The 24741-nt window shown below is 64.0% G+C and carries 30 protein-coding genes; 9 read left to right on the top strand and 21 right to left on the bottom strand.

The annotated features are described in order from the left end of the window. Positions 1-20: 20 nt before the first annotated feature. The 7 genes from V8192_RS00455 to V8192_RS00425 all read right to left on the bottom strand — a co-directional run bounded on the left by V8192_RS00455 (position 21) and on the right by V8192_RS00425 (position 6404). Entirely contained in the window at positions 21-2147 is a 2127-nt protein-coding gene (locus V8192_RS00455) for a sodium-translocating pyrophosphatase (protein ID WP_341631095.1), read from the bottom strand. Positions 2148-2307: 160 nt separating this feature from the next. Continuing rightward, on the bottom strand, positions 2308-3288 hold the full coding sequence (gene thiL, locus V8192_RS00450; protein WP_341631094.1) for a thiamine-phosphate kinase: 981 nt from the start codon (positions 3286-3288) through the stop codon (positions 2308-2310). A 46-nt stretch (positions 3289-3334) separates the two neighbouring features. Continuing rightward, positions 3335-3760, bottom strand: coding sequence for a hypothetical protein (locus V8192_RS00445; protein ID WP_341631093.1), 426 nt, complete (start codon positions 3758-3760; stop codon positions 3335-3337). 24 nt (positions 3761-3784) lie between these two features. Beyond that, positions 3785-4234: a transcription antitermination factor NusB gene (gene nusB, locus V8192_RS00440; RefSeq protein WP_341631092.1), complete on the bottom strand. Its 450-nt coding sequence runs from the start codon at positions 4232-4234 to the stop codon at positions 3785-3787. Beyond that, complete coding sequence (locus V8192_RS00435; protein ID WP_341631091.1) at positions 4231-5139, bottom strand: alpha/beta fold hydrolase; 909 nt, start codon at positions 5137-5139, stop codon at positions 4231-4233. Before V8192_RS00435 ends, nusB begins: the two co-directional genes overlap by 4 nt. Further along, the gene (locus V8192_RS00430) at positions 5136-6041 is read right to left on the bottom strand and encodes a pirin family protein (protein WP_341631090.1); all 906 of its coding nucleotides are present in this window, start codon (positions 6039-6041) and stop codon (positions 5136-5138) included. The genes V8192_RS00435 and V8192_RS00430 overlap by 4 nt, the downstream gene beginning before the upstream one ends. A gap of 78 nt (positions 6042-6119) precedes the next feature. Next, positions 6120-6404, bottom strand: coding sequence for a BolA family protein (locus V8192_RS00425; protein WP_341631089.1), 285 nt, complete (start codon positions 6402-6404; stop codon positions 6120-6122). A gap of 22 nt (positions 6405-6426) precedes the next feature. Between V8192_RS00425 and V8192_RS00420 the strand changes: the two genes are divergently transcribed. Continuing rightward, positions 6427-7005 (top strand): J domain-containing protein, encoded by a 579-nt coding sequence (locus V8192_RS00420; RefSeq protein WP_341631088.1) that lies wholly within the window; start codon positions 6427-6429, stop codon positions 7003-7005. Here the strand turns inward: V8192_RS00420 and V8192_RS00415 are convergent. Genes V8192_RS00415 through V8192_RS00385 form a run of 7 tightly spaced genes read right to left on the bottom strand, consistent with a single transcriptional unit; the run spans position 7002 to position 11201 of the window. Further along, positions 7002-7655, bottom strand: a complete 654-nt coding sequence (locus V8192_RS00415; RefSeq protein ID WP_341631087.1) for a glutathione S-transferase family protein — start codon at positions 7653-7655, stop codon at positions 7002-7004. The genes V8192_RS00420 and V8192_RS00415 overlap by 4 nt on opposite strands. After that, positions 7652-8317 carry a dihydrofolate reductase family protein gene (locus V8192_RS00410; RefSeq protein ID WP_341631086.1) on the bottom strand — a complete coding sequence of 222 codons (666 nt, stop codon included), beginning with the start codon at positions 8315-8317 and terminating at the stop codon, positions 7652-7654. Before V8192_RS00410 ends, V8192_RS00415 begins: the two co-directional genes overlap by 4 nt. Then, positions 8310-8807: a VOC family protein gene (locus V8192_RS00405; protein ID WP_341631085.1), complete on the bottom strand. Its 498-nt coding sequence runs from the start codon at positions 8805-8807 to the stop codon at positions 8310-8312. Before V8192_RS00405 ends, V8192_RS00410 begins: the two co-directional genes overlap by 8 nt. Positions 8808-8818: 11 nt before the next feature. Next, positions 8819-9658 (bottom strand): VOC family protein, encoded by an 840-nt coding sequence (locus V8192_RS00400; protein ID WP_341631084.1) that lies wholly within the window; start codon positions 9656-9658, stop codon positions 8819-8821. A 29-nt stretch (positions 9659-9687) separates the two neighbouring features. Next, a complete protein-coding gene (locus V8192_RS00395) occupies positions 9688-10059 on the bottom strand; it encodes a DUF1428 domain-containing protein (RefSeq protein ID WP_341631083.1) in 372 nt (123 codons plus the stop codon). Then, positions 10056-10736, bottom strand: coding sequence for a glutathione S-transferase family protein (locus V8192_RS00390; protein ID WP_341631082.1), 681 nt, complete (start codon positions 10734-10736; stop codon positions 10056-10058). Before V8192_RS00390 ends, V8192_RS00395 begins: the two co-directional genes overlap by 4 nt. Positions 10737-10760: 24 nt before the next feature. Next, positions 10761-11201: a VOC family protein gene (locus V8192_RS00385; RefSeq protein ID WP_341631081.1), complete on the bottom strand. Its 441-nt coding sequence runs from the start codon at positions 11199-11201 to the stop codon at positions 10761-10763. Positions 11202-11293: 92 nt separating this feature from the next. Here V8192_RS00385 and V8192_RS00380 point away from each other — a divergent pair, with 92 nt between their 5' ends. Both V8192_RS00380 and cobS read left to right on the top strand, forming a co-directional pair. Next, positions 11294-11950 (top strand): winged helix-turn-helix transcriptional regulator, encoded by a 657-nt coding sequence (locus V8192_RS00380; RefSeq protein ID WP_341631080.1) that lies wholly within the window; start codon positions 11294-11296, stop codon positions 11948-11950. A 39-nt stretch (positions 11951-11989) separates the two neighbouring features. Next, positions 11990-12994: a cobaltochelatase subunit CobS gene (gene cobS, locus V8192_RS00375; RefSeq protein WP_341631079.1), complete on the top strand. Its 1005-nt coding sequence runs from the start codon at positions 11990-11992 to the stop codon at positions 12992-12994. Between the two features lie 69 nt (positions 12995-13063). On the opposite strand, the gene V8192_RS00370 is transcribed toward cobS, so the two are convergent. Next, entirely contained in the window at positions 13064-14629 is a 1566-nt protein-coding gene (locus tag V8192_RS00370; protein ID WP_341631078.1) for a M10 family metallopeptidase C-terminal domain-containing protein, read from the bottom strand. 200 nt (positions 14630-14829) lie between these two features. On the opposite strand from V8192_RS00370, the gene cobT reads away from it, so the two are divergent. Next, on the top strand, positions 14830-16650 hold the full coding sequence (cobT, locus tag V8192_RS00365; protein ID WP_341631077.1) for a cobaltochelatase subunit CobT: 1821 nt from the start codon (positions 14830-14832) through the stop codon (positions 16648-16650). A 213-nt stretch (positions 16651-16863) separates the two neighbouring features. On the opposite strand, the gene rpmB is transcribed toward cobT, so the two are convergent. Continuing rightward, on the bottom strand, positions 16864-17160 hold the full coding sequence (gene rpmB, locus V8192_RS00360; protein ID WP_341631076.1) for a 50S ribosomal protein L28: 297 nt from the start codon (positions 17158-17160) through the stop codon (positions 16864-16866). A 187-nt stretch (positions 17161-17347) separates the two neighbouring features. On the opposite strand from rpmB, the gene V8192_RS00355 reads away from it, so the two are divergent. After that, positions 17348-17629, top strand: coding sequence for a hypothetical protein (locus tag V8192_RS00355; protein ID WP_341631075.1), 282 nt, complete (start codon positions 17348-17350; stop codon positions 17627-17629). Positions 17630-17661: 32 nt separating this feature from the next. Then, complete coding sequence (locus V8192_RS00350; RefSeq protein WP_341631074.1) at positions 17662-18114, top strand: nucleoside deaminase; 453 nt, start codon at positions 17662-17664, stop codon at positions 18112-18114. On the opposite strand, the gene V8192_RS00345 is transcribed toward V8192_RS00350, so the two are convergent. After that, complete coding sequence (locus tag V8192_RS00345; protein WP_341631073.1) at positions 18111-18767, bottom strand: OmpA family protein; 657 nt, start codon at positions 18765-18767, stop codon at positions 18111-18113. The genes V8192_RS00350 and V8192_RS00345 overlap by 4 nt on opposite strands. Before the next feature lie 123 nt (positions 18768-18890). On the opposite strand from V8192_RS00345, the gene V8192_RS00340 reads away from it, so the two are divergent. Then, positions 18891-20234, top strand: coding sequence for a hemolysin family protein (locus tag V8192_RS00340; RefSeq protein ID WP_341631072.1), 1344 nt, complete (start codon positions 18891-18893; stop codon positions 20232-20234). Here V8192_RS00340 and V8192_RS00335 read toward each other — a convergent pair. Genes V8192_RS00335 through purD form a run of 3 tightly spaced genes read right to left on the bottom strand, consistent with a single transcriptional unit; the run spans position 20231 to position 22480 of the window. Continuing rightward, complete coding sequence (locus tag V8192_RS00335) at positions 20231-20719, bottom strand: helix-hairpin-helix domain-containing protein (protein ID WP_341631071.1); 489 nt, start codon at positions 20717-20719, stop codon at positions 20231-20233. The two genes, V8192_RS00340 and V8192_RS00335, sit on opposite strands and share 4 nt — an antisense overlap. Positions 20720-20723: 4 nt before the next feature. Continuing rightward, the gene (locus V8192_RS00330) at positions 20724-21224 is read right to left on the bottom strand and encodes a hypothetical protein (RefSeq protein ID WP_341631070.1); all 501 of its coding nucleotides are present in this window, start codon (positions 21222-21224) and stop codon (positions 20724-20726) included. After that, positions 21221-22480 (bottom strand): phosphoribosylamine--glycine ligase, encoded by a 1260-nt coding sequence (gene purD / locus V8192_RS00325; RefSeq protein ID WP_341631069.1) that lies wholly within the window; start codon positions 22478-22480, stop codon positions 21221-21223. Before purD ends, V8192_RS00330 begins: the two co-directional genes overlap by 4 nt. On the opposite strand from purD, the gene xseA reads away from it, so the two are divergent. Together xseA and V8192_RS00315 are read left to right on the top strand one after the other, a co-directional pair. Next, the gene (gene xseA / locus V8192_RS00320; protein WP_341631068.1) at positions 22479-23864 is read left to right on the top strand and encodes an exodeoxyribonuclease VII large subunit; all 1386 of its coding nucleotides are present in this window, start codon (positions 22479-22481) and stop codon (positions 23862-23864) included. The two genes, purD and xseA, sit on opposite strands and share 2 nt — an antisense overlap. Positions 23865-23869: 5 nt before the next feature. After that, positions 23870-24076, top strand: coding sequence for a DUF2093 domain-containing protein (locus V8192_RS00315; RefSeq protein ID WP_341631067.1), 207 nt, complete (start codon positions 23870-23872; stop codon positions 24074-24076). On the opposite strand, the gene V8192_RS00310 is transcribed toward V8192_RS00315, so the two are convergent. After that, positions 24073-24597, bottom strand: a complete 525-nt coding sequence (locus V8192_RS00310) for a hypothetical protein (RefSeq protein ID WP_341631066.1) — start codon at positions 24595-24597, stop codon at positions 24073-24075. The genes V8192_RS00315 and V8192_RS00310 overlap by 4 nt on opposite strands. Between the last annotated feature and the right edge of the window lie 144 nt (positions 24598-24741).

Below are 24741 nucleotides of genomic sequence, written 5' to 3'. Positions count from 1 at the left end.
TCTTTTAAGCGGCCGCCAGATCAGGCCGCGGCGTGCGCAGCGAGCGCTGCAAGCAGCAGGAGCGCCACGATATTGGTGATCTTGATCATCGGGTTGACGGCAGGTCCGGCGGTGTCCTTGTACGGATCGCCGACGGTGTCCCCGGTGACGGCGGCCTTGTGGGCTTCGGAGCCCTTGCCGCCATAATTGCCGTCCTCGATATACTTCTTCGCATTGTCCCACGCGCCGCCGCCCGATGTCATCGAGATGGCGACGAACAGGCCCGAGACGATGACGCCGAGAAGCAGCGCGCCGACGGCCGCGAGGCCGTTTTCGCGCCCGGCAACAGCGCCGATCGCAAAATAGACGACGATCGGGGCGAGCACCGGAAGGAGCGAGGGAATGATCATCTCGCGGATCGCGGCGCGGGTAACGAGGTCGACGGTACGCGCATAGTCCGGACGGACCGAGCCATCCATGATGCCGGGATTGTCGCGGAACTGGCCGCGGACTTCCTCGACCACTGCGCCGCCTGCGCGGCCGACGGCAGTCATGCCCATCGCTCCGAAGAGGTAGGGAAGCAGCGCGCCGAGAAGGAGGCCGACGATCACGTACGGATTCGACAGGCTGAAGAGCGTGTCGAGATTGGTCGAAACGCCGATCTGGCTCCCGAACTCGCGAAGGTCGGCGGTATAGGCGCCGAACAGAACGAGCGCTGCAAGGCCGGCCGAGCCGATCGCGTAACCCTTGGTCACGGCCTTGGTCGTGTTGCCGACGGCATCTAGCGCATCCGTCCGGTTGCGCACGTCCTCCTCGAGTCCCGACATTTCGGCGATGCCGCCGGCGTTGTCGGTCACCGGTCCATAGGCATCGAGCGCGACGACCATGCCGGCAAGGGCGAGCATCGCGGACGCCGCGAAGGCGACGCCGAGGAAGCCTGCGAGCTGGAAGCTCGCGATAAGGCCGACGATGATGACGATGGTCGGCGCGGCCGTCGATTCGAGACTGACGGCGAGCCCCTGGATGATGTTCGTCCCGTGGCCGGTCTGGCTTGAGCGCGCGATCGACTGGACCGGGCGGTAGTTGGTGCCCGTATAGTATTCCGTGATCCAGACGATGAGCGCAGTCACGGCAAGGCCGATGAAGCTTGCCCAGACGAGGTTCGTCGCCGGGAAGCTGAGGCCCGCGGTGGTCGTGATCGTCTGATGAAGGTCACCGCCGAGCGCGTACCATGCGGCCCCATAGATCGCCGGAACGGCCAGCAAGGTCGCGGTCCAGAAGCCCTTGTAGAGCGCTCCCATGATCGACCCCTTGGCACCCAGGCGCACCATGTAGGTGCCGATGATCGAGGTGATGATGCAAACACCGCCGATCAGAAGGGGCAGGCTCATCAGCGGCAGAAGCAGCGGCGAGGTTCCGATCGCGAGCGCGATCGACACCATGGTGATGCCGACGGTGACGACATAGGTCTCGAAAAGGTCGGCTGCCATGCCGGCGCAGTCGCCGACATTGTCGCCCACGTTGTCGGCGATCACTGCCGGGTTGCGAGGATCGTCCTCGGGAATGCCCGCCTCGACCTTGCCGACGAGGTCGGCTCCGACGTCGGCGGCCTTGGTGAAGATGCCGCCGCCAAGGCGCGCGAAGATCGATACGAGCGAGGCGCCAAGAGCAAGCGCGGTAAGCGCGGTCACGACCGGACGGTCGTTGGGCGCATAGCCGCCGGGTCCCGTGAGGTACCAGAAGAGGCCGCTGATCGCGAGAAGCGCAAGGCCGGCAACGAGCAGGCCCGTGACCGCGCCCGCCCTAAAGGCAGTGGTGAGACCGCTCTGAAGGCTCTTGCGCGCAGCTTCCGCAGTCCGGACGTTCGCGCGGACCGAGATATTCATGCCGATGAAGCCGGCCGCGCCCGACAGGACGGCGCCAAGCACGAAGGCCGCGGCGCTCAGTCCACCAAGGAAGAAGAAGATGATTGCAGCGACCACGACGCCGACGATGGCGATGGTGGTGTACTGGCGGCGAAGGTAGGCGGCAGCGCCTTCCTGGATCGCGCCGGCGACTTCGATCATGCGCTGGTTGCCCGGCGATGCGGCGAGCACCTGGCGACTGGTGACGATGCCGTAGAGCACCGCGATGACGCCGCAGATTATGGCGATAAGCAGCAGGTTCATGGGTTCAAGCTTCCCCGTTCTTGAAGCAGGCGAATACGGCCGCAGGAGTGGGCCGCCTGGAAAAACGGCGAAGCTTTACGGAGCGTTTTCGCGGCTGGCAACCGCCTCGAGTTAGCGGGCGAGTGTTACGAGCGCAAAGGCCATTCCGGAGATGAGGCCGCTAACGCCGATCAGCCACTGTCGAAGTGGAAGGCCCGCAATCGTCTGAACCCTGGTGCTCAAATCCGAGACTCTCCGGCAATCCTACGGGTTCGCCCGCAAACGTGAGGTCGATATTGCCCCGGCCTGCGGCAAGCGAACCGATGCGGCTGATTCTCGTCCCCTTTGGTAAACAAAGTGTTTCCGGATCGAGTTCTGGAGGAAGAGCGGCAAGAAGGGCGTAGTCATCGCCCCCGGTCGCCGCGAACAGGCGGGCAGCGAGGCCCTGTCCGCGCTCCGCGACGAACGCGCTCGACAAGGGAAGCGCGTCGAGCTCGATCGCGATCGCGCAGCGACTGGCCTCGGCCATGCGGGTCGAATCGAGCAGCAGTCCGTCCGATACGTCCATCATGGCATGGGCATGGGGCGCCAGCAGGCGGCCAGCCTCGAGCTGGGGAACCGGGCGGCGGTAGATATCGACGAGAGGACCCGTTGCATTGCGGTCCTCGCGCAGCTGGGCAAGCCCGAGGGCTGCATCGCCGATCGTGCCGACGAGCCACAGTGCATCGCCCGGAACGCCGCCGGCACGGGCCGGAATCGCCGCCGAAGCGCGGCCGATCGCGGTGAGGCCAAGGACTCGCGGCGATCCTGGCGGCAGGGCGATCGTGTCTCCCCCGAGGAGCGGCAGCCCGTAGCTTTCGCAGGCGGCTTCGATGCCGCCCAGGAAGGCAAGCTCCCATTCGCCGGGACCACTGATCGACAAGGAGAGCAGCGCTCCTGCAGGGGCTGCGCCCTTCGCAGCGAGATCGGAGAGGTTCACCGCGACGAGCTTCCAGCCGACGCTCGCGGGCGGGTCGTGGACGAGGAAATGGATTCCCTGCGCAATACTGTCGTGGGTGACGACGAGGCCGTCGAGCACGGCGACGTCGTCCAGAAGCCCCCGGGCTCCCGGTGCTGTCGCGATTCGGCGCAATCGCGCGATGACCTCCCGTTCGCGGATCATCCGCCGGAGGGTAGTCTCAGCCCCGGCGGCTGCAAGGTGAAAGCGGTTAGGAGTAGCTGTAAATCGCCGAAGCGGCGAAGCCGACGACGAGAAGCCCGATCATCCAGAAGCCGGGGCCATGGCGCTCGATCCGCGCCGGATTGGCAGGGTCGGCCCAGAGGATCGGCATGTCGTCGGCAGCCGTGACGCCAAGCCCATCGATCGAACGGGTCTCGACGTCGTGCTCGTAATGCTTGCCGGCGACCTCATATTCGAGACGCATGTCGGCGGTGTGGAACGGGGACATCCGCCCCAGACCCTCCGGATGTTCCGGCGGGTTCAGGGGATCACCCGGGAGGCTCTCGCCGAGCACGTCGACATTTTCAGAATGAGCGAGCACCGGCGTCCGGTTGGCGAACAGCCAGAAAATGCGCGCGACGATTGCCGCGGCGGCGAATGCGCAGGCGGTCAGCCCAAGAGTCCTGACGTCCATTCCTGCACTGGTAGCAGGCAAGGGTTAAGAGCGGGTTTCCTTTGCGATCGCGTCCAGAAGGCCGTTGACGAAGCCGCTCTCGCGCTTGTCATAGAAGGCGTGCGCGACGTCCACATATTCGGAAATAACCGATCCGACGGGCACGTCCGGGCGAGCGAGCAGCTCATAGGCGCCCGCGCGCAGGATCGCCCGCATCGGGCGGTCGAGCCGCTCGAGGGTCCAGCCCTGGGCGAGCCGCGCGCTGATCATGGTGTCGATTTCGTCCCGGCGCGCATCGGCGCCGGTGACGACATCGTCGAAAAAGTCGCGCTCGGCGTCATGGTAGGTCGCGTCCTCGATGGTCGCCCCGAGGCGATGCTCATGGAATTCGTGAAGGAGACGCGTGACTGGGGTCCCCTCCATGTCCTGCTGATAGAGCGCCTGGACGGCGGCGAGCCGTGCGGCTGAACGCGAAAGGGAGCGGGCCTCGGTCATTTGCGAGTGGCACTAGCCGGGTGCTCGCCGGCAAGGAAGGGCTCGAGGGCCGCTGCTACCTCGGCGCCGGCTTCCCAGGGCGCAAAGTGGCCAGCATCCGGCAGTCTTATAATTGCAAGGTCGTCGACCAGCTCATCGAGCCCGTCCAGCTGGATTGGAAGCAGGGCCGGGTCCTTCATTCCCCAGATGACGAGGGTCGGCACCTTGATGCTCGGAAAGGCGCGCAGCAGCGCGTCCGGCACGTTCATCCCGATGGGCGGGACGATCAGGCGCGAGGCACGGTACCAGTTGAGCATCGCGTTGAACGCGCCCGGCTGCGACCAGTCCGCGATATATTGCAGCTTCTCCGATCGAGGGATCAGCGAGATGTCGACGTGGCGGGCGAACGTCTTCTCGAAGAAAGCGTCGAAACCCATCGCCTCGACGCTCCGTTCAAAACCTGGCGTCCTAAAGGCGGTGATGTACTGCGAGGCCTCGCGCTGGGCGGGGCTTTCGATGAGGCTTTTCTGGAAAATCACCGGGTGCGGCGCGTTGATGATCGCGAGGCGCGTCAGGCGCGGATCTGCGCGCAGCGCCGCGCCCCAGGCAATCGCCCCGCCCCAGTCATGGCCCACCAGCGCAAAGCTCCCGAGCGAGAGCGCCTTGGCAAGCGCAAAGATGTCGTCGATGAGCGTATCGGTCTTATAGGCCTCGATATCCTGTGGGAGGTCGGATCCGGCAAAGCCGCGCTGATCGGGCATCACCAGGAAGAAGCTCTCATCAAGCCTGCCCCAAATCTCGCGCCAGGTGCGGTGGGACTCCGGAAAACCGTGCAGAAGAACGACCGCCGGGTTCACCGGGTCACCGGCGAGCGCGACGTTTAGCGTAACGCCGGTAGCCAGCGGCACCCGCTCGAAGCGGGTCACGGATAGCTGACCGTTACGGGGATCTCGGGAAGCGGAATATATTCCTGGTCGTCGCCGGGGATCAGCGGGAAACGGAGCGCCTTCCAGTCGGCCTTGGCCTGGTTGATGCGGTCGCGCGAAGAAGAGACGAAGTTCCAGAACACGTAGCGGCGGTTCGGAAAGGCTTGGCCGCCCATCAGCATCACCCGGCCGCCGGTTGCGCTCGAGAGCCGCCCTTCGTGGCCCGGGCGAAGGACGTACAGCGCGAAAGGATCGAGCCTCAGTCCGTCGAGCTCGGCCGCTCCGCCCACGAGCATGACGGCCCGCTCGTCCGCTTCCGCATCGAGCGGGAGCGCGCCGCCTGCGCCCAGCAAGATATCGGCATAGAGGGTAGGCGAGTGGCACGGTGTCGCCGCGGTTTTGCCCCAGAGCGTTCCCATGAGAACCCGGGCGCTGGCATTGGTTTCTTCGACCAGCGGCAGGCCGGCGGCCGGGACATGGTCGAATGCCGGGGCAACCTCCTCCCTTCCGTCCGGAAGCGCGAGCCAGGTCTGCATGCCGTAGAGGCTCGGGCCCTCCGGCCTCAACGCCTGCGGCGAGCGCTCGGAATGCACGATGCCGCTTCCCGCAGTCATGAGGTTGATGGCGCCAGGTTCGATCACTTGGTGAGAGCCGATGCTGTCGCGGTGCTCGATCGCGCCTTCGAAGAGGTAGGTGACGGTCGCGAGGTTGATATGGGGGTGGGGCCGCACGTCCATGCCCCGCCCGGCAGGCAGGCGGGCCGGTCCGAACTCGTCGACGAAGATGAAGGGGCCGACCATTGTCCGCTCGCGCGCGGGCAGCGAGCGATTGACCTTGAAATCGCCAAGGTCGTGGGTGACGGGTGTGATCACCTGTTCGAACGCCGTTTCGAGGGTGGCCATCGGTAGGCTCTCCTGCTGGTGTGGCGCGCCCTATAGAGCCCCAGGTCTCGTCTGCGCCATCTCCATGTCAGGCGTCGACTATTCTCCAGGTGCCCAGGCACGGATCGAAAGCGCGTGAACCCGCGCCTCCATGAGGTCGCCAAGCGCTGAATAAATCATCCGCTGGCGCTCGATCCGGTTCTTGCCTGCAAAGGCAGCGCTCTCGATGCGAAGCGTGAAGTGGCTTTCTCCCGCCGGGTTGTAGCCGCCGTGGCCGCGATGCTGCTCGCTGTCGTCGATGAGCTCGATACTTGATGGCGAAAGGGCCGAGCTGAGGCGCCGGAGCATCTCAGTGGCGACCGGACCGATGGCTTGGGCGTTCATCGCTCTTATATAGAGGAGATCAATGGCGACGAAGCAATCCAGGCTCCATGGGCGTGTCGAAGGCGCAAGGGCAAGGTGCGCAGCGCCTGGCTGCGCAGCGCCAGGAGAATTCAAGGCACCGCTTCAGCCGGCCAATTTCGACGGGCCGGGGAGCTGGCGCTTTCTGTGCCTCGACCATGTCCGCGAGCACAATGCCAAGTACAATTACTTCGAGGGGATGAGCACCGACGAGATCACGCGGGCGCAGCATCCGCTCGGCGGCTGGGAACGGCCGAGCCGGAGCTTCACCGCCAATGGCGCCGATCCGCCGCCAAGGTGGAGCGACTTCTCGGATCCGCTGGAAGCAATTTCGGCGCGCTTCGGGAGTATCCGCGAACGCGCAGGGGCGCCGGTCTCGCGCTTCAGCAGACCCGAGCATCAGGCATTATCCGTGCTGGGGCTCGGCGAGGACGCGGACCGGCACGCCCTCCGGCGCCGCTATTCGGCGCTGGTGCGTCGCTACCACCCCGACAAGAATGGCGGCGACCGCAGCCACGAAGCCAAGCTTAGGGAAGTGATCGACGCCTATCAGTTGCTGCGAAAAGCGCCCGCCTTCGCTTAATCGCGGTCAGGCGCCCCGAGCGGAAAGAACGCGCGATAAGGCCGACCCTCGTCAACAGCGCGTGCAACGACCCGATGGGCAAGCAGCCGCGCTCTGTAGGCCGCCAGTTTCGGCCGGGCGGGTCCGATCCGCTCGACCCAGTCGGCATAGAAAAGCGAGGGAGCTGCTGCGCAGTCCGCGAGCGTGAACATGGTTCCTGCCGCCCATTCACCGTCAAATTGTGTTTCGAGCCAGTCATAGGCGGTGTTCAGCCGTTCGCGTGCGCGGGCGACACCATAAGGATCGCGCGAACCTTCGGGCCGAAGCGCGTCCGCGACCACGGACTGCATGTTGTACATCACGTGAAGGTCGAAGAAGCGGTCGAGGAAGCGCACGCGGCGCCCGGTTTCGCCTTCCGGGATCCACTTGGTCGGTCCGGGATGATGGGCCTGGAGGTGTTCGATGATGGGCGTCGATTCGAACACGGCCGTACCCTCGTCGATCAGCAGCGGGAACTGCCCGAAGGGCGAGTGCCGCTTGAGCTCGTTTAAATTGTCCGGATGATCAGGACCGATCATCCGGTACTCGAACGGCGTCTCGTCGGCCCACAGTGCGATGAGGACCTTCTGGGTATAGGACGAGAAGGGGTGGCCGAAGAACTGGAGGCTCACCAGGCGCCTGCCTCGACCTTCGCGCGGCGCTCAAGCTCGGCCTCGCTGGGTTCCCTTGTCTCGAAGGAGCCCATCGGGACTTCGCCGGCAGGTTCGTAGGTCACGAACGCAACGCCGCTGTCGGACACGAAATGGTCCGTCACCTTCATTCTGGAAGGACGCTGCGTTCCATCGAAGATGGATTTTCCGCGACCCAGGAGGACCGGGAAGGTCATGACCAGCAGCCGGTCGATCAGTCCCTGAGAAAGGAGCGGCGGGTAGAGAGTGCTGCTTCCCTGGATGAGGAGGTCGCGTCCCTCGGTCTTCTTAAGGTCTTCGACTGCCGCCGCCGTATCGCCGGAAAGCCTGCTGCTGTTATCCCACTCCAGCGGCTCGTCCGAATGGGTAAGCACATATTTGTTGATGCGCTGGAACCGTTCACCGATGGGGTTGTCTCGATTGTAGGGCCAGTAGGCGGCGAAGATGTCATAGGTTCGCCGGCCGAGCAGCAAGTCATATTCGGCCTCGATCACCTTCCCGAACGGTTGCTCCATGCTGCCGTCCCAGAAGTGAAAGGACCAGCCGCCAAGATCAAATCCGCCGGACCGGTCTTCCTCGGGTGCGCCCGGCGCCTGCATTACGCCGTCGAGTGACTGGAAGACGGCCCCGGTGAGCTTACGCATCGGCAGGAACCCCTTCGACGGCGCGTTCGAGTGCTGCGATGTCGATCTTGCGCATCGTCATCATCGCCTCGAAGGCACGCTTGCCTCGTTCGCCGCCGGCGCTGGTGAGCTCCAGAAGCTGCCTCGGAGTGATCTGCCAGGAAAAGCCCCATTTGTCCTTGCACCAGCCGCACGCGCTCTCTTCTCCGCCATTCTGGGTGATGGCGTTCCAGTAGCGGTCGGTCTCTTCCTGGTTTTCTGTCAGGACCATGAAGCTGACGGCTTCGTTGGGCTTGAAGTTCGGGCCGCCGTTGAGAGCCACGAACGGTCGCCCGAGGACCGTGAACTCGACCGTCAGCTCCTCCCCCTCCTTGCCGCCGGGATAGTCCGATACCGCGCCGTGCGCGGGTCCGGCGTGGCTGTCGGGGAAAGTGGAGGCGTAGAATTCCGCGGCTTTCCGGCCTTCGCCTTTGTCGAACCAGAGGCAGGTGATCATCTTGCTGTCGGGCATCGTGCTTTCCTTCACTTGCGCGGGCCGACGAGGCCGAACGGCGTGCCCTGAGGGTCCATTGCGTTCATCGCGAATTCGCCACCGGGGATCTCCATCGGGCCATGGAGGATCTGGCCGCCGCCGGCCGTGATCGCTGCCGAAGCCCTGTCGATGTCGTCGACCCCGACGTAATAGGTCCAGAGGCTGACCGGCAGCTGCGGGGGCTTGGGCATGATCGCGCCGATGGTCGTGGGGCCGTTCTGGATGAAACGGTACTTGCCCATCTCGCCCATATCCATGTCGCCTTCCTGACCCCAGCCGAAATGGCGGCGGTAGAAGTTGACCGCGCCTTCGGGATCGGTCGTCGAAAGCTCGTTCCAGCGGACGTGCTGGGGCTCGTCGACGGAAAAGACGTCGCTCTGTGCCTCCGGCTGGCCTTCCGGAGGGATCGGCTTCATCACGTAGAAGGGAGCGCGTGCGGGGTCTGCGACCATCGCGACGCGGCCGATGTCGGGGATGTCGAAGGGCCCCATGAATGTCTTGCCGCCGTCCTGCTCGATCGCGGCGACCCTCGCATCGACGTCATCGACGTAAACATAGCCAAGCCACGTCGGCCGGGCCCCGTGCTGCTGCATCTCCGGCGTCAGCGGAAGAACGCCGCCGGCAAACTTGCCGTCGCTCCTTCCGATCATGCGATAGCCGTTGGGGAAGTTGGACTTGGCCTCGATGTTCCAGCCGACGACCTTGTCGTAAAAGGCCTTTGCGGCGTCCGGGTCCGGGGTCATCAGCTCGTACCAGATGAAGCCCGCGCCTTTGGCCTGGCCGTTATCGTTCGTGGCGGCACCAGCCACCTCGTCGCGCACGTCAGTCATGATTCTACCCTCCTCGAGAGTTTGCCGCTTCAGGCGGAGATCTTCTCCAGCGTGTTCACGATCGGCTTGAAGCCGCCCCAGAACATCCGCTTGCCATCGAACGGCATGGGCTGCGCTCCGGGCTGCATTTCGGGATCGGCCATCAGTTTCTCCCAGGCCCTGTCGCGTACTTCCTTGGAGGGCCACAGGATGAAGGAGAAGACGACATTTTCATCGTTCGTCGCCTGCACTGCGCGGAAGAAATCGGTCGTGTGGCCATGCTCAAGCCCATCGCCAACCGATTCGACGCTGCCGATGGCACCCTGAGCTTCGGCCTTCTTCGCGAAGGTTTCCGCGACCTTGCGATATTCGTCTTCCTTGCCCTTGGGCAGCGGAAGGATGAATCCGTCGACATAGCTCATGCTGCTTCTCCTTGCGGTTCGTGCTCGCGGAATACCGCGAGCTGGTCGGACAGGGCCCTTTGGAAGGCGGGCCGTGCTTCGCCGCGCTTGACGAGCGCGGAGAGGTTGGGAAATTCATCGACGCCCTCTGTGCCGCGCAGCTCTCGCAGGACCGTCACCAGCATGAGGTCGCCGATCGTGAAGCGGTCTTCGAGCCATTCCTTCTCGCCGAGCGCGTCGGAAACGCACTTCAACCTACCGTTGAGGACCTTCATGAACTTGGGACGTGCTTCGTCGGTCCACGGCTCGCCCTTGTTGAGAACGTTCACCATCAACAGCGGGAAGATGGCGGGCTCGATGCTGTTCAGCGCAGCGACCACCCAGGCGATGCCGCGCATCTTTCCTTGCGTGTCGGCCGGCAGGAGCCGCTCGTCCTGCATTCCAAGATGGATGAGGATTGCGCCGCTCTCGAACAGGTGGACCTCATTGTCCTTGTAGACGGGGACTTGGCCCCAGGGCTGTTCGCAGAAATATTCCTGCGGGCGCGGCCTCGTCGCATCCAGAAGGCGTAAGCGATAGGGTTTGCCGATTTCCTCAAGCGCCCAGCGTAGGCGAAGGTCGCGAACGAGCCCCTGCGCGAACCTGGGCACCCACCGGTAGGCGGTGATCTCGATATCCGAATTGGGATCGACCGGCATGTCGGCCCTCCTATCGTTGCAATGTTACGCGGCGGTGGCCTCATCGACCGGGTGTGCGCCTTTTTCGGCGAACTCGGGGTCCATCCACATCGGCTCCCAGGCGTGGCCGTCGGGATCCTCGAAGCTGCGGCCGTACATCACGCCCATCTCCTGTTTCGGGGCGACGTCGGCGTTCCCGCCCGCCGAAGCGGCTGCCTCGGTAATACGATCGACCTCTTCAGGGCTCTCACAGGAAATGCACAGCAGTACCTGACTGCTCGCGTGCGCATCCGCAATCGGCTTGCGAGTGAACGTTGCATAGAAGGGATGAGTGAGCAGCATCACGGAGATGGTCTCGGAAATCACCATCATTGCGGCTGCCTCGTTGCTGAACTTGGGTTCGCAGCGAAATCCGATTGCCTCGTAGAAGGCCCTGGAGCGTTCAAGATTCTCCACCGGCAAGTTCACGAAGATCATGCGCGACATTTGTCTTTCCCCTTCCTTTGCGACTCGATTCGCTTGCCCTTTGCACCGAGAAGTTATAAATCGCAACTGAGAAGTTAGAAAAGATAACTATATTGCGACAGACGGAAGAAAGGCGGCGCTACGAAGACGCCTGCGGCCTCGCCCATGCAATGGAACTGCTGGGGGAACGCTGGGCCATGCTCGTCCTTCGCGAACTCGCCTACGGACCGCGGCGGTTTTCCGAGCTGAAGCAGGACCTTCGCGGCATCAGCGCCAATGTCCTCACCCAGCGCCTCACTGAGCTTGAAACACGGCGGCTGGTTCGAAGGACGAGGCTTCCTCCCCCTGCCTCGGTCCAGGTTTACGAGGCGACCGACTGGGGCCTCGAGGTCGTTCCCCTCATCGCTTCACTGGGGCGGTGGGCGGCCCGAAGCCCGGCGCACGACCCGACTCTACAGATGAGCCATGTCTCGGTGATGATGTCGCTGCAGACCCTTTTTTCGCCCGCGCTCGCAAAGGGGCTTGGTGGGAGCCGGATCGGCTTCAACTTCGGCGATGTGCGCTACGTCGCGACGCTTCTTGAAACCCATTTCGAGGTCGAACGCACCAACGATCTCAAGGGCTGCGATGTCATTTTCAGCGGTGCACCCAGCGAAATTGCCGCGGTGATCCACGGCGGCGCCCGTCTGGATCTGATCCGCATCGAGGGAGACTTGAAGCTCGCGAAACGTTTCACGACCCTGTTTCCGCTTCCGCCAAAAATTGGCTGAACGTTGAGGCCGGCGCGCCCTTCCCTTAAGGCACCTTCCATGACTGATCTTCCCAACGTGCAGCCCGAGAGCCGAGCCGAGACGCTGATGGCGTCGCCCGACAAGATCGCCAAGGTCCGCGAGCTGTTCGGGGTCGACTCGGACATGGAGGTCCCCGCATTCAGCGAGGCCGACGAGCGCGTTCCCGATCTCGACCCAACCTACGTCTTCGATCCCAACACGACGCTCGCGATCTGCGCCGGCTTCTCCAAGAATCGCCGGGTGATGGTCCAGGGCTATCACGGCACCGGCAAGTCGACGCACATCGAACAGGTCGCGGCGCGCCTCAACTGGCCGCTCATCCGGATCAACCTCGATGCCCATATCAGCCGCATCGATCTCGTCGGCCGGGACGCGATCGTGCTTCGCGATGGCCAGCAGGTGACCGAGTTTCGCGAGGGACTTCTTCCCTGGGCGCTCCAGCATCCGGTCGCCCTCGTATTCGACGAATATGATGCCGGTCGGCCCGACGTCATGTTCGTGATCCAGCGGGTTCTGGAAGCCGAGGGCAAGCTCACCTTGCTCGACCAGAACCGAGTGATCCGCCCGAACCCCTGGTTCCGTCTTTTCGCGACAACCAACACGGTCGGCCTCGGGGATACGACCGGCCTCTATCATGGCACCCAGGCGATCAATCAGGGCCAGATGGATCGCTGGAATATCGTCACGACCCTCAACTACCTGCCCGCTTCCGTCGAGGCCCAGATCGTCCTTGCCAAAACGGGTGAATATGACGAGCCCGGAGGCAAGGCGATCGTCGACAAGATGATCAAGGTCGCCGAACTCTCGCGCCAGGGCTTCATCAACGGCGACATTTCGACGGTGATGAGTCCCAGGACTGTCATCAGCTGGGCCCAGAACGCCCACATCTTCAACGACGTCGGCTATGCGTTCCGCGTGAGTTTCCTCAACAAGTGCGACGAATCCGAACGACCGCTCATCGCCGAATATTACCAGCGAGTGTTCGGCGAGGACCTGCCCGAGAGCGTCGTCGGAAAGGCGTAGTCCAGGGAAGAAAAAAGGGGCGCCGGCTGGCCGGCGCCCCTCATTTTTGCGGTTCGTCCCGCGCTTGTTTCAGGCGTGGAAGATAAAATCGCTCGTGACGGGCGCACTCCCGGCAATGTTGATGAACATGTCGGCCGTGCCATTGTGGTCGGTATCGATCGCAACGCGGTTATGCGCGGCGTCATAAGTTACCCAGCTCGCGGTCGCACCGGCGACGTTGCTGAGGTCGATCTTGTCGTGGCCCGTCTGGAAATCCGCGATCGTGTCGGTGGACCCGTCCTTGTCGAACACGAACGTGTCGTTCCCATCGCCGCCCCAGAGCGTGTCGTTGCCGCCAAAGCCGCGAATGACATCGTCGCCGCCCATGCCTTTCAGAACGTTGGCAACGTCATTGCCCCAAAGAACGTCCCTCGCGGAGCCGCCGATGCCGTTCTCGATGATGGTATTGTAAGCGATCGACAGATTGCTGAACTCGGTCGCGGCCACACCCGTGACCCCCGTATCGAAGGCGACGTTGCTCGAAATGACAGGGAGGTAGGCAGACTTCGCCGCATTGAGGGTCGTCTGCGTATAGGGCTGAAGGGTGAGGCCGAGCTCATGGCCGAGTGCCGCCCGCGCTGCGTTGACGTCCGCAAGGCTCGGCACTGCGGCTCCCACTGAGCTGAACGAACCCGGATGGAGATCGAGGAACTGCCCCGCGGTGAAGCCCGAGAGGTCGATCGTGTCGGTTCCGCCTGCATCGTAGATCGACAGGTTGGGATAGGGGTTGTGCGAGAAATCGTAGACGGCATTGCCTGCGTTCGAATTGAAGCCGTAGGTCGTATCCGTTGCACGCGTCGTCGGGTCCGCCCCATACTTCTCCTGGATGACGTAGATGTCGTGCAGCATCGGGGTCTGCGGATAATTGGCCTGCTGGCTCAGCCAGTCGCGCGTGATCTGCGCGGTGTTCGATCCGCTCCAGTAGGACATGATGCTGTACTGCATGCTGTCCTGCGCATATTCCGCACCATTCGCGTAGGTCGCGCTAAAGCCCGGACCGAAATTGTAGGCGCCCGGATGGCTTAGCCCAAGCGTGTGTCCGAGCTCGTGAATGAGGGTGGTGTTGCCGTAGCCGCCGAAGTCGAACCACTTGTTGGTGACATTGTCGACGCTCGGGTCATTGACGAACACGTCGCTCTGGAACTTCCAGCCCTGCTTGCCGGGATAATATGAATAGGCCTGTGCAGGATCGAGCGAGTTGGCGAACATGATGTCCGCCCCCATTCCGCTGGTCTCCTTGAATGTCTGCGGGATGAGGTCGTCCCACAGCTGGATGGCATTTCGCGCAGCCGTTTCCTGCTCCGGCGTGAACACGGAGAGGCCATATTGTGCAGTGAAGCCGACGTTCGGGTTGTTGTAGAGACCGGTGAGATGGTCCTTGTCGAGGAACGTGTAGGTGATGACGCCGTTGCTCGCGTGGATCGAAAGACCGGTATCGATATGGCTGGTGACGCTGTTCGTTCCTGTCAGCGGCAGGATCGGCTTTCCTTTCCAGGTTCCGCCCACATAGGGATCGAGGCTGAACTGAACTGGCTCGGTCGTCGCGAACGAATAGGGCGCATCGACGAGGCTCGCGCCTTTGTACGGAAGTGACATACAACTCTCCCCTGAACACTCTCGCTCCCACGAGCCGGTTACTGGGTCCGCAGGGACGAATGTTCGAGGCTGGAGGCAGGCTGAACCGGAGTCAATTCAAAAGTAATGTTTCAGTAACCCTTTGTGTTTGGATCCTGTTTAACCGACACAGGCGCTGCTTCTTGCCCGCCGCGTGGCGCCGTGTACTGGAAAACTGAGGAATGCCGGAGCGCTCGCCAATCGATGATTTTCGCCGTGCCCTTGCCGGGGCCTCGCGCGCGATTGCAAAAGATCCGGAGATCGAGGTCGTATTTGCCTCCGACCATGTGGCAGCCACGGGCAAGACCGCGCGTGTGCCATCGCCAGGCCCGGGGCTTGAACCGGGACTCGTCGCCGAGGCGCGGGGCGCCGCCGATTCGGCGGCGCTGCGGCTTCGCTACCATGACCCGAGACTCCACGGCCGGGTCGCGCCGATGGACGTCGATGCGCGCGCCGTGTTCGATGCGCTCGAGATGGCCCGCGTCGAAGCGCTGGGGGCCCGCGCCATGGGCGGCATCAGGAGAAACCTCGCCCAGCTGACCGAAGCCCGGATCCGGGGAGACGCAATCGTTCGCGCCCGGAGCGCGGAGGAGGTGCCCCTTCCAACGGCCCTTGGATTGATTGCCCGGGAGCGGCTGACGGGGGAACCGCCGCCGGCAGCTGCGCTTCCAGGTCTCAAACTGGTGGCGCCCTGGATCGAGGAAAAGGGAGGGGCCGAGCTCGATGCGCTGGCCCTCACTCTTGATGACCAGGACGCCTTTGCCCGCCTTTCGCGGCGACTGCTGGAGGACCTCGACCTCGCCTCGGCCGAAGAGCCGGTGGAGGACGACCCGGACGAAGCAGGCGACGACGCCGAAGGCGAAGAGGACGGCAGCGACGAGTCGACCGAACAGGGCGAGGAGGGAACGCCCGGCGGCGGGGACGTCGAAATGCGCGGCGAAGAGGTCGAGGACCAGAACGCAGACGGCGAGTCGAGCGAGGAAATGGAGGCCGGTGAGGACGAGACGGGAGCAGGCGACGATTTCAGCGAAAGCGTCTTTGCCTCGCCTGGCCGCCGCAACTGGGACCTTGCTCCGGAGACGGACTACAAGGCGTTCACGACCCGCTTCGATGAGATTGTCGAGGCCGCCGACCTTTGCGACGAAGAAGAGCTCGGGCGCCTTCGGGCCTACCTCGATCAGCAGATGGCGGGCCTCCAGACCGTCGTTACGCGGCTTGCCAACCGCCTTCAGCGGCGGCTGATGGCACAGCAGGCCCGAAGCTGGGATTTCGACCAGGAAGAAGGGCTTCTCGACGCCGGCAGGCTCGCACGCGTGGTCGTGAGCCCCGGCCACTCTTTGTCCTACAAGATCGAGCGCGAGACCGACTTCAGGGACACCGTCGTCTCGCTCCTGATTGATAATTCGGGTTCGATGCGGGGCCGCCCGATCGCGATTGCGGCGATATGCGGCGACATTCTTGCGCGGACGCTCGAGCGGTGCGGCGTCGCGACCGAAATTCTCGGTTTCACTACCCGCGGCTGGAAGGGTGGCCAGAGCCGTGAGGCGTGGCTGTCCCAGGGACGGCCTCCCAACCCCGGCCGGCTGAACGACCTCAGGCACATCGTCTACAAGCGTGCCGACGAGCCCTACAGGCGCTCTCGCCGCAGCCTCGGGCTCATGATGCGGGAAGGCCTCCTGAAGGAAAATATCGACGGCGAGGCGCTGTTATGGGCGCACAACCGGCTGATCGCCCGGGCCGAAGAACGGCGCATCCTCATGGTGATCTCGGACGGTGCGCCGGTCGACGATTCGACCGCTTCAGCCAATGGCGGAAGCTACCTCGAGCGGCATCTGAGGCAGGTGATCGACTGGATTGAGAAAAAGTCGAGCGTCGAGCTTATCGCGATCGGGATAGGTCATGACGTGACCCGCTATTATACCCGCGCGGTGACCATCATGGATGCCGACCAGCTCGCCGGAGCAATGGTCGATCAGCTGGCCCAATTGTTCGACATGCACTGAGCAAAAAAAGTCGGCCCCAGCGTAACAATGCACGCTGGGGCCACCCTCGATACGCGACCCGAGGGTAAGTTCGCCTGTGTCCAGGCCGACGGGGAAAAGGGGATAAACCCCGCCAATACAGGTGGTTATACCCGATTCGCGCGGTATGAAGCCTGAACGTGCCTTGCAGCCTTTGTTCAGGAAAATCCGTGAAAAGTCAGCTGGTTAGGCTGATCAGGCGGCCGGCTGCTCGGCCACTTTCTTGGCAATCTCTTTCTTGAGCTTGCGAACCTTGGGGCTGAGCTTCTCGCTGCTGGTCTTGAGGACCCAGTTGTCGAGGCCGCCGACATGTTCGACCGAGCGCAGGCCATGGGTCGAGACGCGCAGCTTCACGCTCTGACCAAGTGCATCCGAGATAAGCGTGACGTTCTGCAGGTTGGGCAGGAACGTGCGCTTCGTCTTGTTGTTGGCGTGGGAAACATTGTGTCCCACCTGCCGGCCCTTGCCGGTCAGCTCGCAAACCCGCGACATGGTCTTCTTCCTGATTTTCGTGTGCGGACCCCATGGGCCCGAGAGCGCCGCCCGTTAGCTGCTTGAGCCGCGGGCGTCAACGTTGCGGGGTCTTGGCCTCCGGGCAACCGCTTAACAACATTTGCGTTAGGCAAGCGTCGCCTGGCGCGGCCGGACCGGACTTGGAACATTTCAGGGGAATATGTCGATGCGCGTCCTCGTCTTCATACTGATCGTTGCAATCCTCGTTGTCATCGCAGGGATTGCGACGGGTTTCTTGAACATCAGCCAGATTCGCACCGGCAAGGTTCCTCAGGTCAGTGCCACCCGAAATGGAGTGACCGCCAAGGGGGGCCAGCCGCCCGCGTTCGACGTCGAGACCGGATCGGTCAAGGTGGGAACGAAGGCAGCCACCGTGAAGGTGCCGACCCTTGTCGTCCAAAAGCCGGATGGATCCCAGAACCAGGCGGCTGCCAACAACGCCATGTGACAGTCCCGGGCGGCTCCGCTAGCGCGCCGGGCATGGGCTTTCCGCTGCCAGCTCCGATGCGCCGCGCGCTCGACCTTGCTGCCGAGGCGGCCCTTGAAGGCGAGGTTCCCGTGGGCGCGGTCATCACCCTTGGCGAGACGATCATTGCCGAGGCCCGCAATTCCATGCGCCAGAGCAGCGATCCCACGGCTCATGCAGAGATGCAGGTAATCCGATCTGCAGCAGCCCGGCTTGGAACCTCGCGGCTCGATGACTGCACCTTGTGGGTGACGCTCGAACCCTGCGCCATGTGCGCTGCGGCCGTTTCAGTCGGGAGGCTGAAAGCTCTCCGATTCGGGGCCGAGGATCCCAAGGGCGGCGGAGTCGTCCACGGCGCCCGCATCTTTTCCCAGCCGACCTGCCATCACCGCCCGGATGTCCTTGGCGGCATCGGGGATGCCGAGGCCGCCAGCCTTCTCAGGGAATTTTTCGCCGACCGGCGCTAGCCGCGATAGGGCAAGAGACGAATCTCGATCCTGCGGTTGGCGGCCTTCTGCGTCTCGTTCTGCTCAGGCAAGTAGAGGGGCGCGCTTTCTCCCATTCCTCGCGAGGCTATGCGGGCCTTCGACACGCCATGTCCTGAAAGATAGGCCGCGACCGCTGCAGCACGCCGCTCGGAGAGGGCTTTATTGCCCTCGGGCGTGCCCGACGTGTCCGTGTGCGCGAGCACGTCGACGAAGGTGCGGTTCCTGGTCTTTACCGTGCGGGCGATCTCGAGGAGCGTAGCGTCGGTCGTCGCCTTCACTGCTGCGCTCCCGGCATCGAAGGTGAAGGTGGCCGGGATGCGAACGACGATGCCGCCACCGACCTGGAGCACGTCGAGGCCGATCCCGGCGGTCTGGCGCCTCAGTTCGGAATCGAGATCGGCCATGTAGGCTCCGATTTCGCCAGGACCGAGCGGACGAATCTTCGCAGCACGCATCTTTGCTGCCCGCGATCGCTCTCCGCCGATGACGTCACCCATGAGATAGGGTGCAGAAACTCCAAGCGGCCTGAACGCAGCCGGGACGACCATCGGCGGCGGCGCCGTCTGACAGCCGGCAAGGACCGCGAGCGAGCAACCGACGACGAACTTGCTGAAGCTGCGGCTGATCTTCATGCGAGATAGGCTCCCCTTTGAACTGCCGATGAAACCGGCGCGCGTATCGGATGTTCCCCATCTCGAATCGAGCGGGAGCTTGTGAATTACCACAAGGGAAGGTTACATTCTCAATCGCCGCCCATGAGCGACCATTTATCCCCCATACCCTGGCTCGACGTCCTCCTCATCCTTGCCCTGGTTGCATTGAACGGCGTCCTTGCGATGAGCGAGCTTGCGATCGTCTCCTCGCGCGACGCGCGGCTGAAGGCCTTGGCCAAGAGCGGCAGCCGCGGGGCGCAGTGCGCAATCGAGCTTGCTTCCGATCCGGGCCGCTTTCTCTCGACCGTGCAGAGCGGCATCACGCTCATCGCCATATTCGCGGGCGCCTTTTCAGGTGCGAGCCTTGGCGGACCCGTGGCCGAGCGGCTCGAGCTGCTGGGCATGTCGGACAAGACCGCGCACACCGTCGGCTTTGGTATCGTGATCGTTCTTACCACCTATGTTTCGCTGGTGGTCGGCGAGATCGTCCCCAAGCAGATCGCGCTTCGATCGCCCGAGCCGATCGCGGTCGTCATGTCGCGGCCGATGCTCGTGCTCTCGAAGATCGTCGCGCCCTTCGTCTGGGTGCTCGACCGGTCGAGCGTGCTGATCTTCAAGATTTTCGGTTTCGACCGCGAATCGCGAAATCAGGTGACTGCCGAAGAGCTCCACCTCGTCGTCGCCGAGGCCCAGACGGCCGGCGTTCTCGAGGAGGAGGAGCGCGCGATGATCTCCGGGATCGTGAGGCTCGCTGATCGTCCCGTCCGCGAAGTAATGACGCCCCGGACCGAGATCGACTGGATCGACGTTGCCGCCGAACCTGCCGAGATCGGACAGACGCTTCTCGAAACTCCGCACAGCCGCATCCCCGTTGCCGACGGCGCGGTCGAAAATATCGTCGGCGTCATCCAGACCCGTGACGTGATGGCCGCATTGCTCCAGGGCCGCCGGATCGACCTCAAGCAGCTTTGCCTGAAGGCGCCCGTCATTCCCGATCTCATGGACGCAATGGATGCGCTTGCGGTTCTGAGGAACGCGGATGTGCCGCTCGCGCTGGTTCACGACGAATATGGGCATCTCGACGGCATCGTCACTCCGGGCAGCATTCTTGCAGCGCTCGCCGGAACCTTCGCCCACGACGTCGAGCAAGGGGAAGAGCCTCCGCTGGTCGAGCGGGACGACGGGAGCTTCCTCGTGTCGGGGGCTGCCAACGCCGATATGCTTACGGACCGCCTCGGAGTGAACCTCCCCCACGACCGGGACTATTCGACGGTGGCGGGCTTTGCCCTGTCGGTTCTCAAGCACTTGCCGGAAACCGGCGAGAAGTTCCGGCACGACGGCTGGTCGTTCGAGATCGTCGACATGGACGGCCGCAAGATCGACAAGCTGATCGCCTGGCGTCCGCGGCGCAGGCCCGCTTCAAGCGAGGCAGAAGCAGTCGGCTAGAGCTTGCCGAACCTCTGCTCGAAACCGTCCGTGTCGCCCCGGGCGAGATATTCCGCCTGCTCGGCGATCCGGTCCCGGGTGAGGCGCCCGCGGAAGGCCCCGAGCTGTTCGTCGATCCGTTCGATCTCGTTTGGGCTGAGACCGGCGATCTGGTCGTAGCGGTAGAAGCCGATGCCGCGGAGCGCCTCGGCGAACTTTGGCCCGACGCCCTTCAGCCGGGAGAGGTCATCATGCGGTTCCTTGTCGCCGTCGAGCTCGCGGTGCACCGGCGCGCCGATGATGTCCCCGGCGACGTCGCTGGCCGCGGCCGCCGCTTCGCCGGCGAGGCCGCGTCCCTCGGGCGGGCGCTTCTGCTGGGCCATGTGCGGGCGCACCGGCGCGCTGTCGGTGAGCTGCACCCGCTGCTTGGGCCGCAGCAGGATGAGAGCCAGCACCAACACGAGGAGGGCGACGATTACCCACCAATATTCGCGGATCAGATCCATCTAGTTACCAGTTCCATTGTGCGTTGTAGCGACGGTGAAGCTCGATCAGATAGGCGAGCAGCAGCCCGAAAAGAAAGCCCAGCAGGGCAACGCCCAGACCCTCGACGATGAGGGGCAGGCCTCCGCCGTCACTGTTCCACACGGTTTCGCGTACGCCCGGAAGCTGGTTCAGGAGACGCACGAGCTCGCTGCGTTGAAAATCGTCCGCTGGACCCGAAAGCACGAGCCGGCGGCTGAGAGGACCGCGGTGCAGATGTCCGGTGACCTGGGGCATCTCGTAATAAGCGAGGACCTCCTTGACGTTGCGGTCCACCCTGCGTTCGAGACGGTCGGCACCCCCGATGGGTCCATGCCAGAGGGCTGCAAGGGCGAGCGAGGCAATAACTCCGATTGCAAGCACCCGCTTACGGCGCGCTCCCCGATGGAACGCGATCACTCCTGCGATCACGCCCGCCACGATCCCGGCTGCAAAGCAGGGCCAGAAATAGTTCCAGAACGTGTTCATGCGCCTTCTCGTGCAAGCTCGCGCCAGCCGATGTCACGCCGGTGGAAGCCATCGGCGAAATCGATCTGGTCGACGGCTCGGTACGCCCGGGCCCGCGCATTGCCAAAGCTGTCGGCGACGGCCGTGACTGCAAGCACCCTGCCGCCCTTTGCAACAAGCTCCTCGCCGCTCAATGCCGTACCTGCATGGAAGACGGTCACCCCGTCCACCTGCTCGGCTGCCTCGATCTCCCGAATGAGACCGCCGCTTGCGGGAGTGCCGGGGTAGCCCCTCGCGGCAAGAATGATCGTGACCGAGTGCTTGCCAGAAAGCTCGGGCCGAGGGACAGCGTCCAGTTCGCCGCTGGCGACAGCATCGAGAAGCATGGCGAAGTCGCCCTCGACGAGCGGCATGATCGCCTCGCATTCGGGATCGCCGAAGCGGACGTTATATTCAATGAGCTTGGGACCCTGGGGCGTGAGCATCAGCCCCGCATAAAGCACGCCGCTGAACGGCGTTCCCGCAGCCGCAAGCGCGCGTGCCGTCGGGCGGATGATTTCGTCCATCGCCCGCGCCTGCAGTTGCGGCGTCAGGACCGGGGCAGGGGCGTAGGCACCCATGCCGCCGGTATTGGGGCCGGTGTCTCCCTCGCCGACGCGCTTGTGATCCTGGGCAGAGGCGAGGGGCACGGCCGTTTCGCCATCGACCAGTGCAAAGAGGCTGGCTTCTTCCCCTGCAAGGAATTCCTCGATGACCATCGGACCATCGCCTGCGGCATCGATCGCCTCAAGCGCTTCCTCGAGCGACGAGGCGACCGTCACGCCTTTTCCCGCTGCAAGACCGTCCGCCTTGATGACGACGGGGAGACCAAAACGCCCGATCTGCGTGCGGGCGTCGGAGGCTGTCGTCACCCGCACATAGTCGGCGGTCGGGATCCCGTTTGCACGGCAGAGATCCTTGGTGAAGCCCTTCGATCCTTCGAGTTGGGCAGCAGCCGCATTCGGGCCGAAGACTCTGATGCCGGCATTGCGAAGCGCATCGCCGACGCCAGCGACGAGTGGAGCCTCGGGTCCGACGACCACGAGATCGATGCCTTCCTGCTTCGCGAGGTTGACCACGGCCTTTCCATCGACCGGATCGACAGGCACGCACTCGGCCCAGCGCGCGACCCCGGGATTGCCCGGAGCGGCGATAAGCTTGTCGCAGCTCGGCGATTGCCTAAGGCGCCAGGCAAGCGCATCCTCGCGGCCGCCCGACCCCAAGAGCAGAATATTCATGGATCTCCCTGACGATACGCGTGCCGGCCTGTTAGCGAACGTCGCACCCGGCGACAATTCGCCGCCGCTCAGTGTCAGCGAGCTTTCGGGCGCGCTCAAGCGCACCATCGAGAATGCCTTCGGCCAGGTCCGCGTGCGCGGCGAGATCAGCGGGTTCAAGCGGCACGCCTCGGGACACTGCTACTTCACGCTGAAGGACGAGAATGCCTGCATCGATGCAGTGATCTGGCGCAGCAGCGCGTCCGCGCTCGCTTTCAGGCCCGAGGACGGGGCCGAAGTGATCGCGACCGGGAAGCTCACGACCTATCCCGGCCGGTCCAAGTACCAGATCGCCGTCGACAGGATGGAGCTTGCAGGCGAGGGCGCCCTTCTCGCGTTGCTCGAGAAGAGGCGAAAGGCGCTTGCAGCCGAGGGCCTCTTTGATGCGGGCAGGAAGCGCAGGCTTCCGTTCCTGCCGCGCGTCATCGGCGTCGTCACCTCGCCTACCGGCGCGGTGATCAGGGACATCCTCCACCGGCTCGAGGACCGCTGCCCGACGCGCGTTATCCTTTGGCCGGTCCCGGTCCAGGGGGAGGGGGCAGCTTCACGAATTGCTGCGGCCATCCGCGCATTCCCTTTGCTCGAGCCCAGGCCCGATCTCCTCATCGTTGCCAGGGGCGGGGGCTCGATCGAGGATCTCTGGCCATTCAACGAGGAAGAAGTGGTGCGCGCGGCAGCTGAGAGCCCGATCCCCCTGATCTCGGCTGTGGGCCACGAGACGGATACGACGCTCATCGACCATGCCGCCGACTTTCGCGCGCCGACGCCCACTGCAGCCGCAGAGATCGCGGTCCCGGTGCGCTCCGAACTCTTTGCGCAACTCAGCGAGCTCGAGCACCGCTCCCGCCAGTGCCTGTCGCGGCGAATCGAGCGCACCCGGGAGCGATTCGAACTCACCGTCTGCCGCTGGCCCGAGCCCGAGGCCATTTTTGCGCCCGTGGTGCAGCGGCTCGACGAACTGAAGGAGCGGCTTCCGCGCTCGCTCGGCGCCCGCGCGGGAAGCGCCCGCGCCGATCTCAACCTCGTCGCGGGCCGGCTCCGTTCAGAACTCATCGACCAGCGCATCGCGCGCCTGTCGGAAAGGCTGAGCGCTGCCTGGAAGATGGCGGAGCTTGTCCATCCGGAACGGCCACTGTCGAAAGGCTACGTCCGCGTCACCAACCGCGATGGAGCTACTCTTACCCACGCGCGCGCCGCGCGTGAGGCGGGCCATCTGACGCTGCACTTTGGTGACGGCAAGGTCGATGCATCGGTGGAGGGGCATGGGCCGAAGCCGGTTGAGCCCAGGCGCCGCAAACCCTACATCCCTCCCCAGCCGGGCCTGTTCGACCCGGCAGAGGATTGAACAGCATGTTGATGCACGGAAGCGGCAAGGCTGCCCGCGTCCATTATCTTCCGGGGACCTTTCGCCTGCTGAGCGATGGCGACCATGTCGTGTGCGCTGTTACGGGCGCGCGCATTCCGCTCCACGAACTCAAATATTGGAGCGTCGAGCGGCAGGAGCCCTATGTCGATGCCAAGGCCAGTCTCAAGGCCGAGCAGGCCAAGCGACGCTAGCCGACGCGCTTGGCCTTGTAGCCGGGCTGCGATCCGACCTTCACGAAATAGGCGCCTAGAGCGCCGCGCTTGATCACGATCTTGTCTCCGCGCCGCGGCGGCAGTGCCACCGGGGTGTCGTCGATCTGGCTCCAGGTCGATCCATCGGCAAGCGTGATGACGAGGGTCCCGTCGCCATTCTCGATGACGTTCTGGACCGTTCCCTCGATCTGGCTGATCTCGTCTCCGCCGCCGCCGAACAGAGCGCCGAGATTGGGAACGGTGAACCCGAAGAGCGAGCGGCGCGCGGCACTGGCCCGCGCCTTGTCGATCACCACCACCTCCTTCTTGCCCACGGCCTCGGCGAAACTCTGGGCCGTCCTGTCATAGCAGGCGAGCCGCTGGCTCGAATCTGCGATGGAGCGGCATGCGAGAAGCGCCTGGACCTGCGCCGGGGTACCGGCTTCGGGCAAGGGCTTGGCTACTGCAGCGACCCCGATGATCGTTGCGATCGAGCCGGCGACGATCAAGCAATTGCGCATTAGTTTCACCCCTTCCCCAGTCGCTGAAATCTAGGCTGCCTAGGCTTTTCGGCGCAACCCGGCGCTGTTGCAAAATTGATACATCACCTTGACAACTTTCCCTCATTGGGCGGGTGGCCGTTGCAAGCATCTCCTTGGTTCACC

It is taken from the genome of Sphingomonas agri (genome assembly GCF_038148795.1).
Lineage (GTDB): Bacteria > Pseudomonadota > Alphaproteobacteria > Sphingomonadales > Sphingomonadaceae > Sphingomicrobium > Sphingomicrobium agri.
The sequence above is the reverse complement of the archived record's forward strand: the minus strand, read 5'-3'. Positions and strand labels throughout refer to the sequence as shown.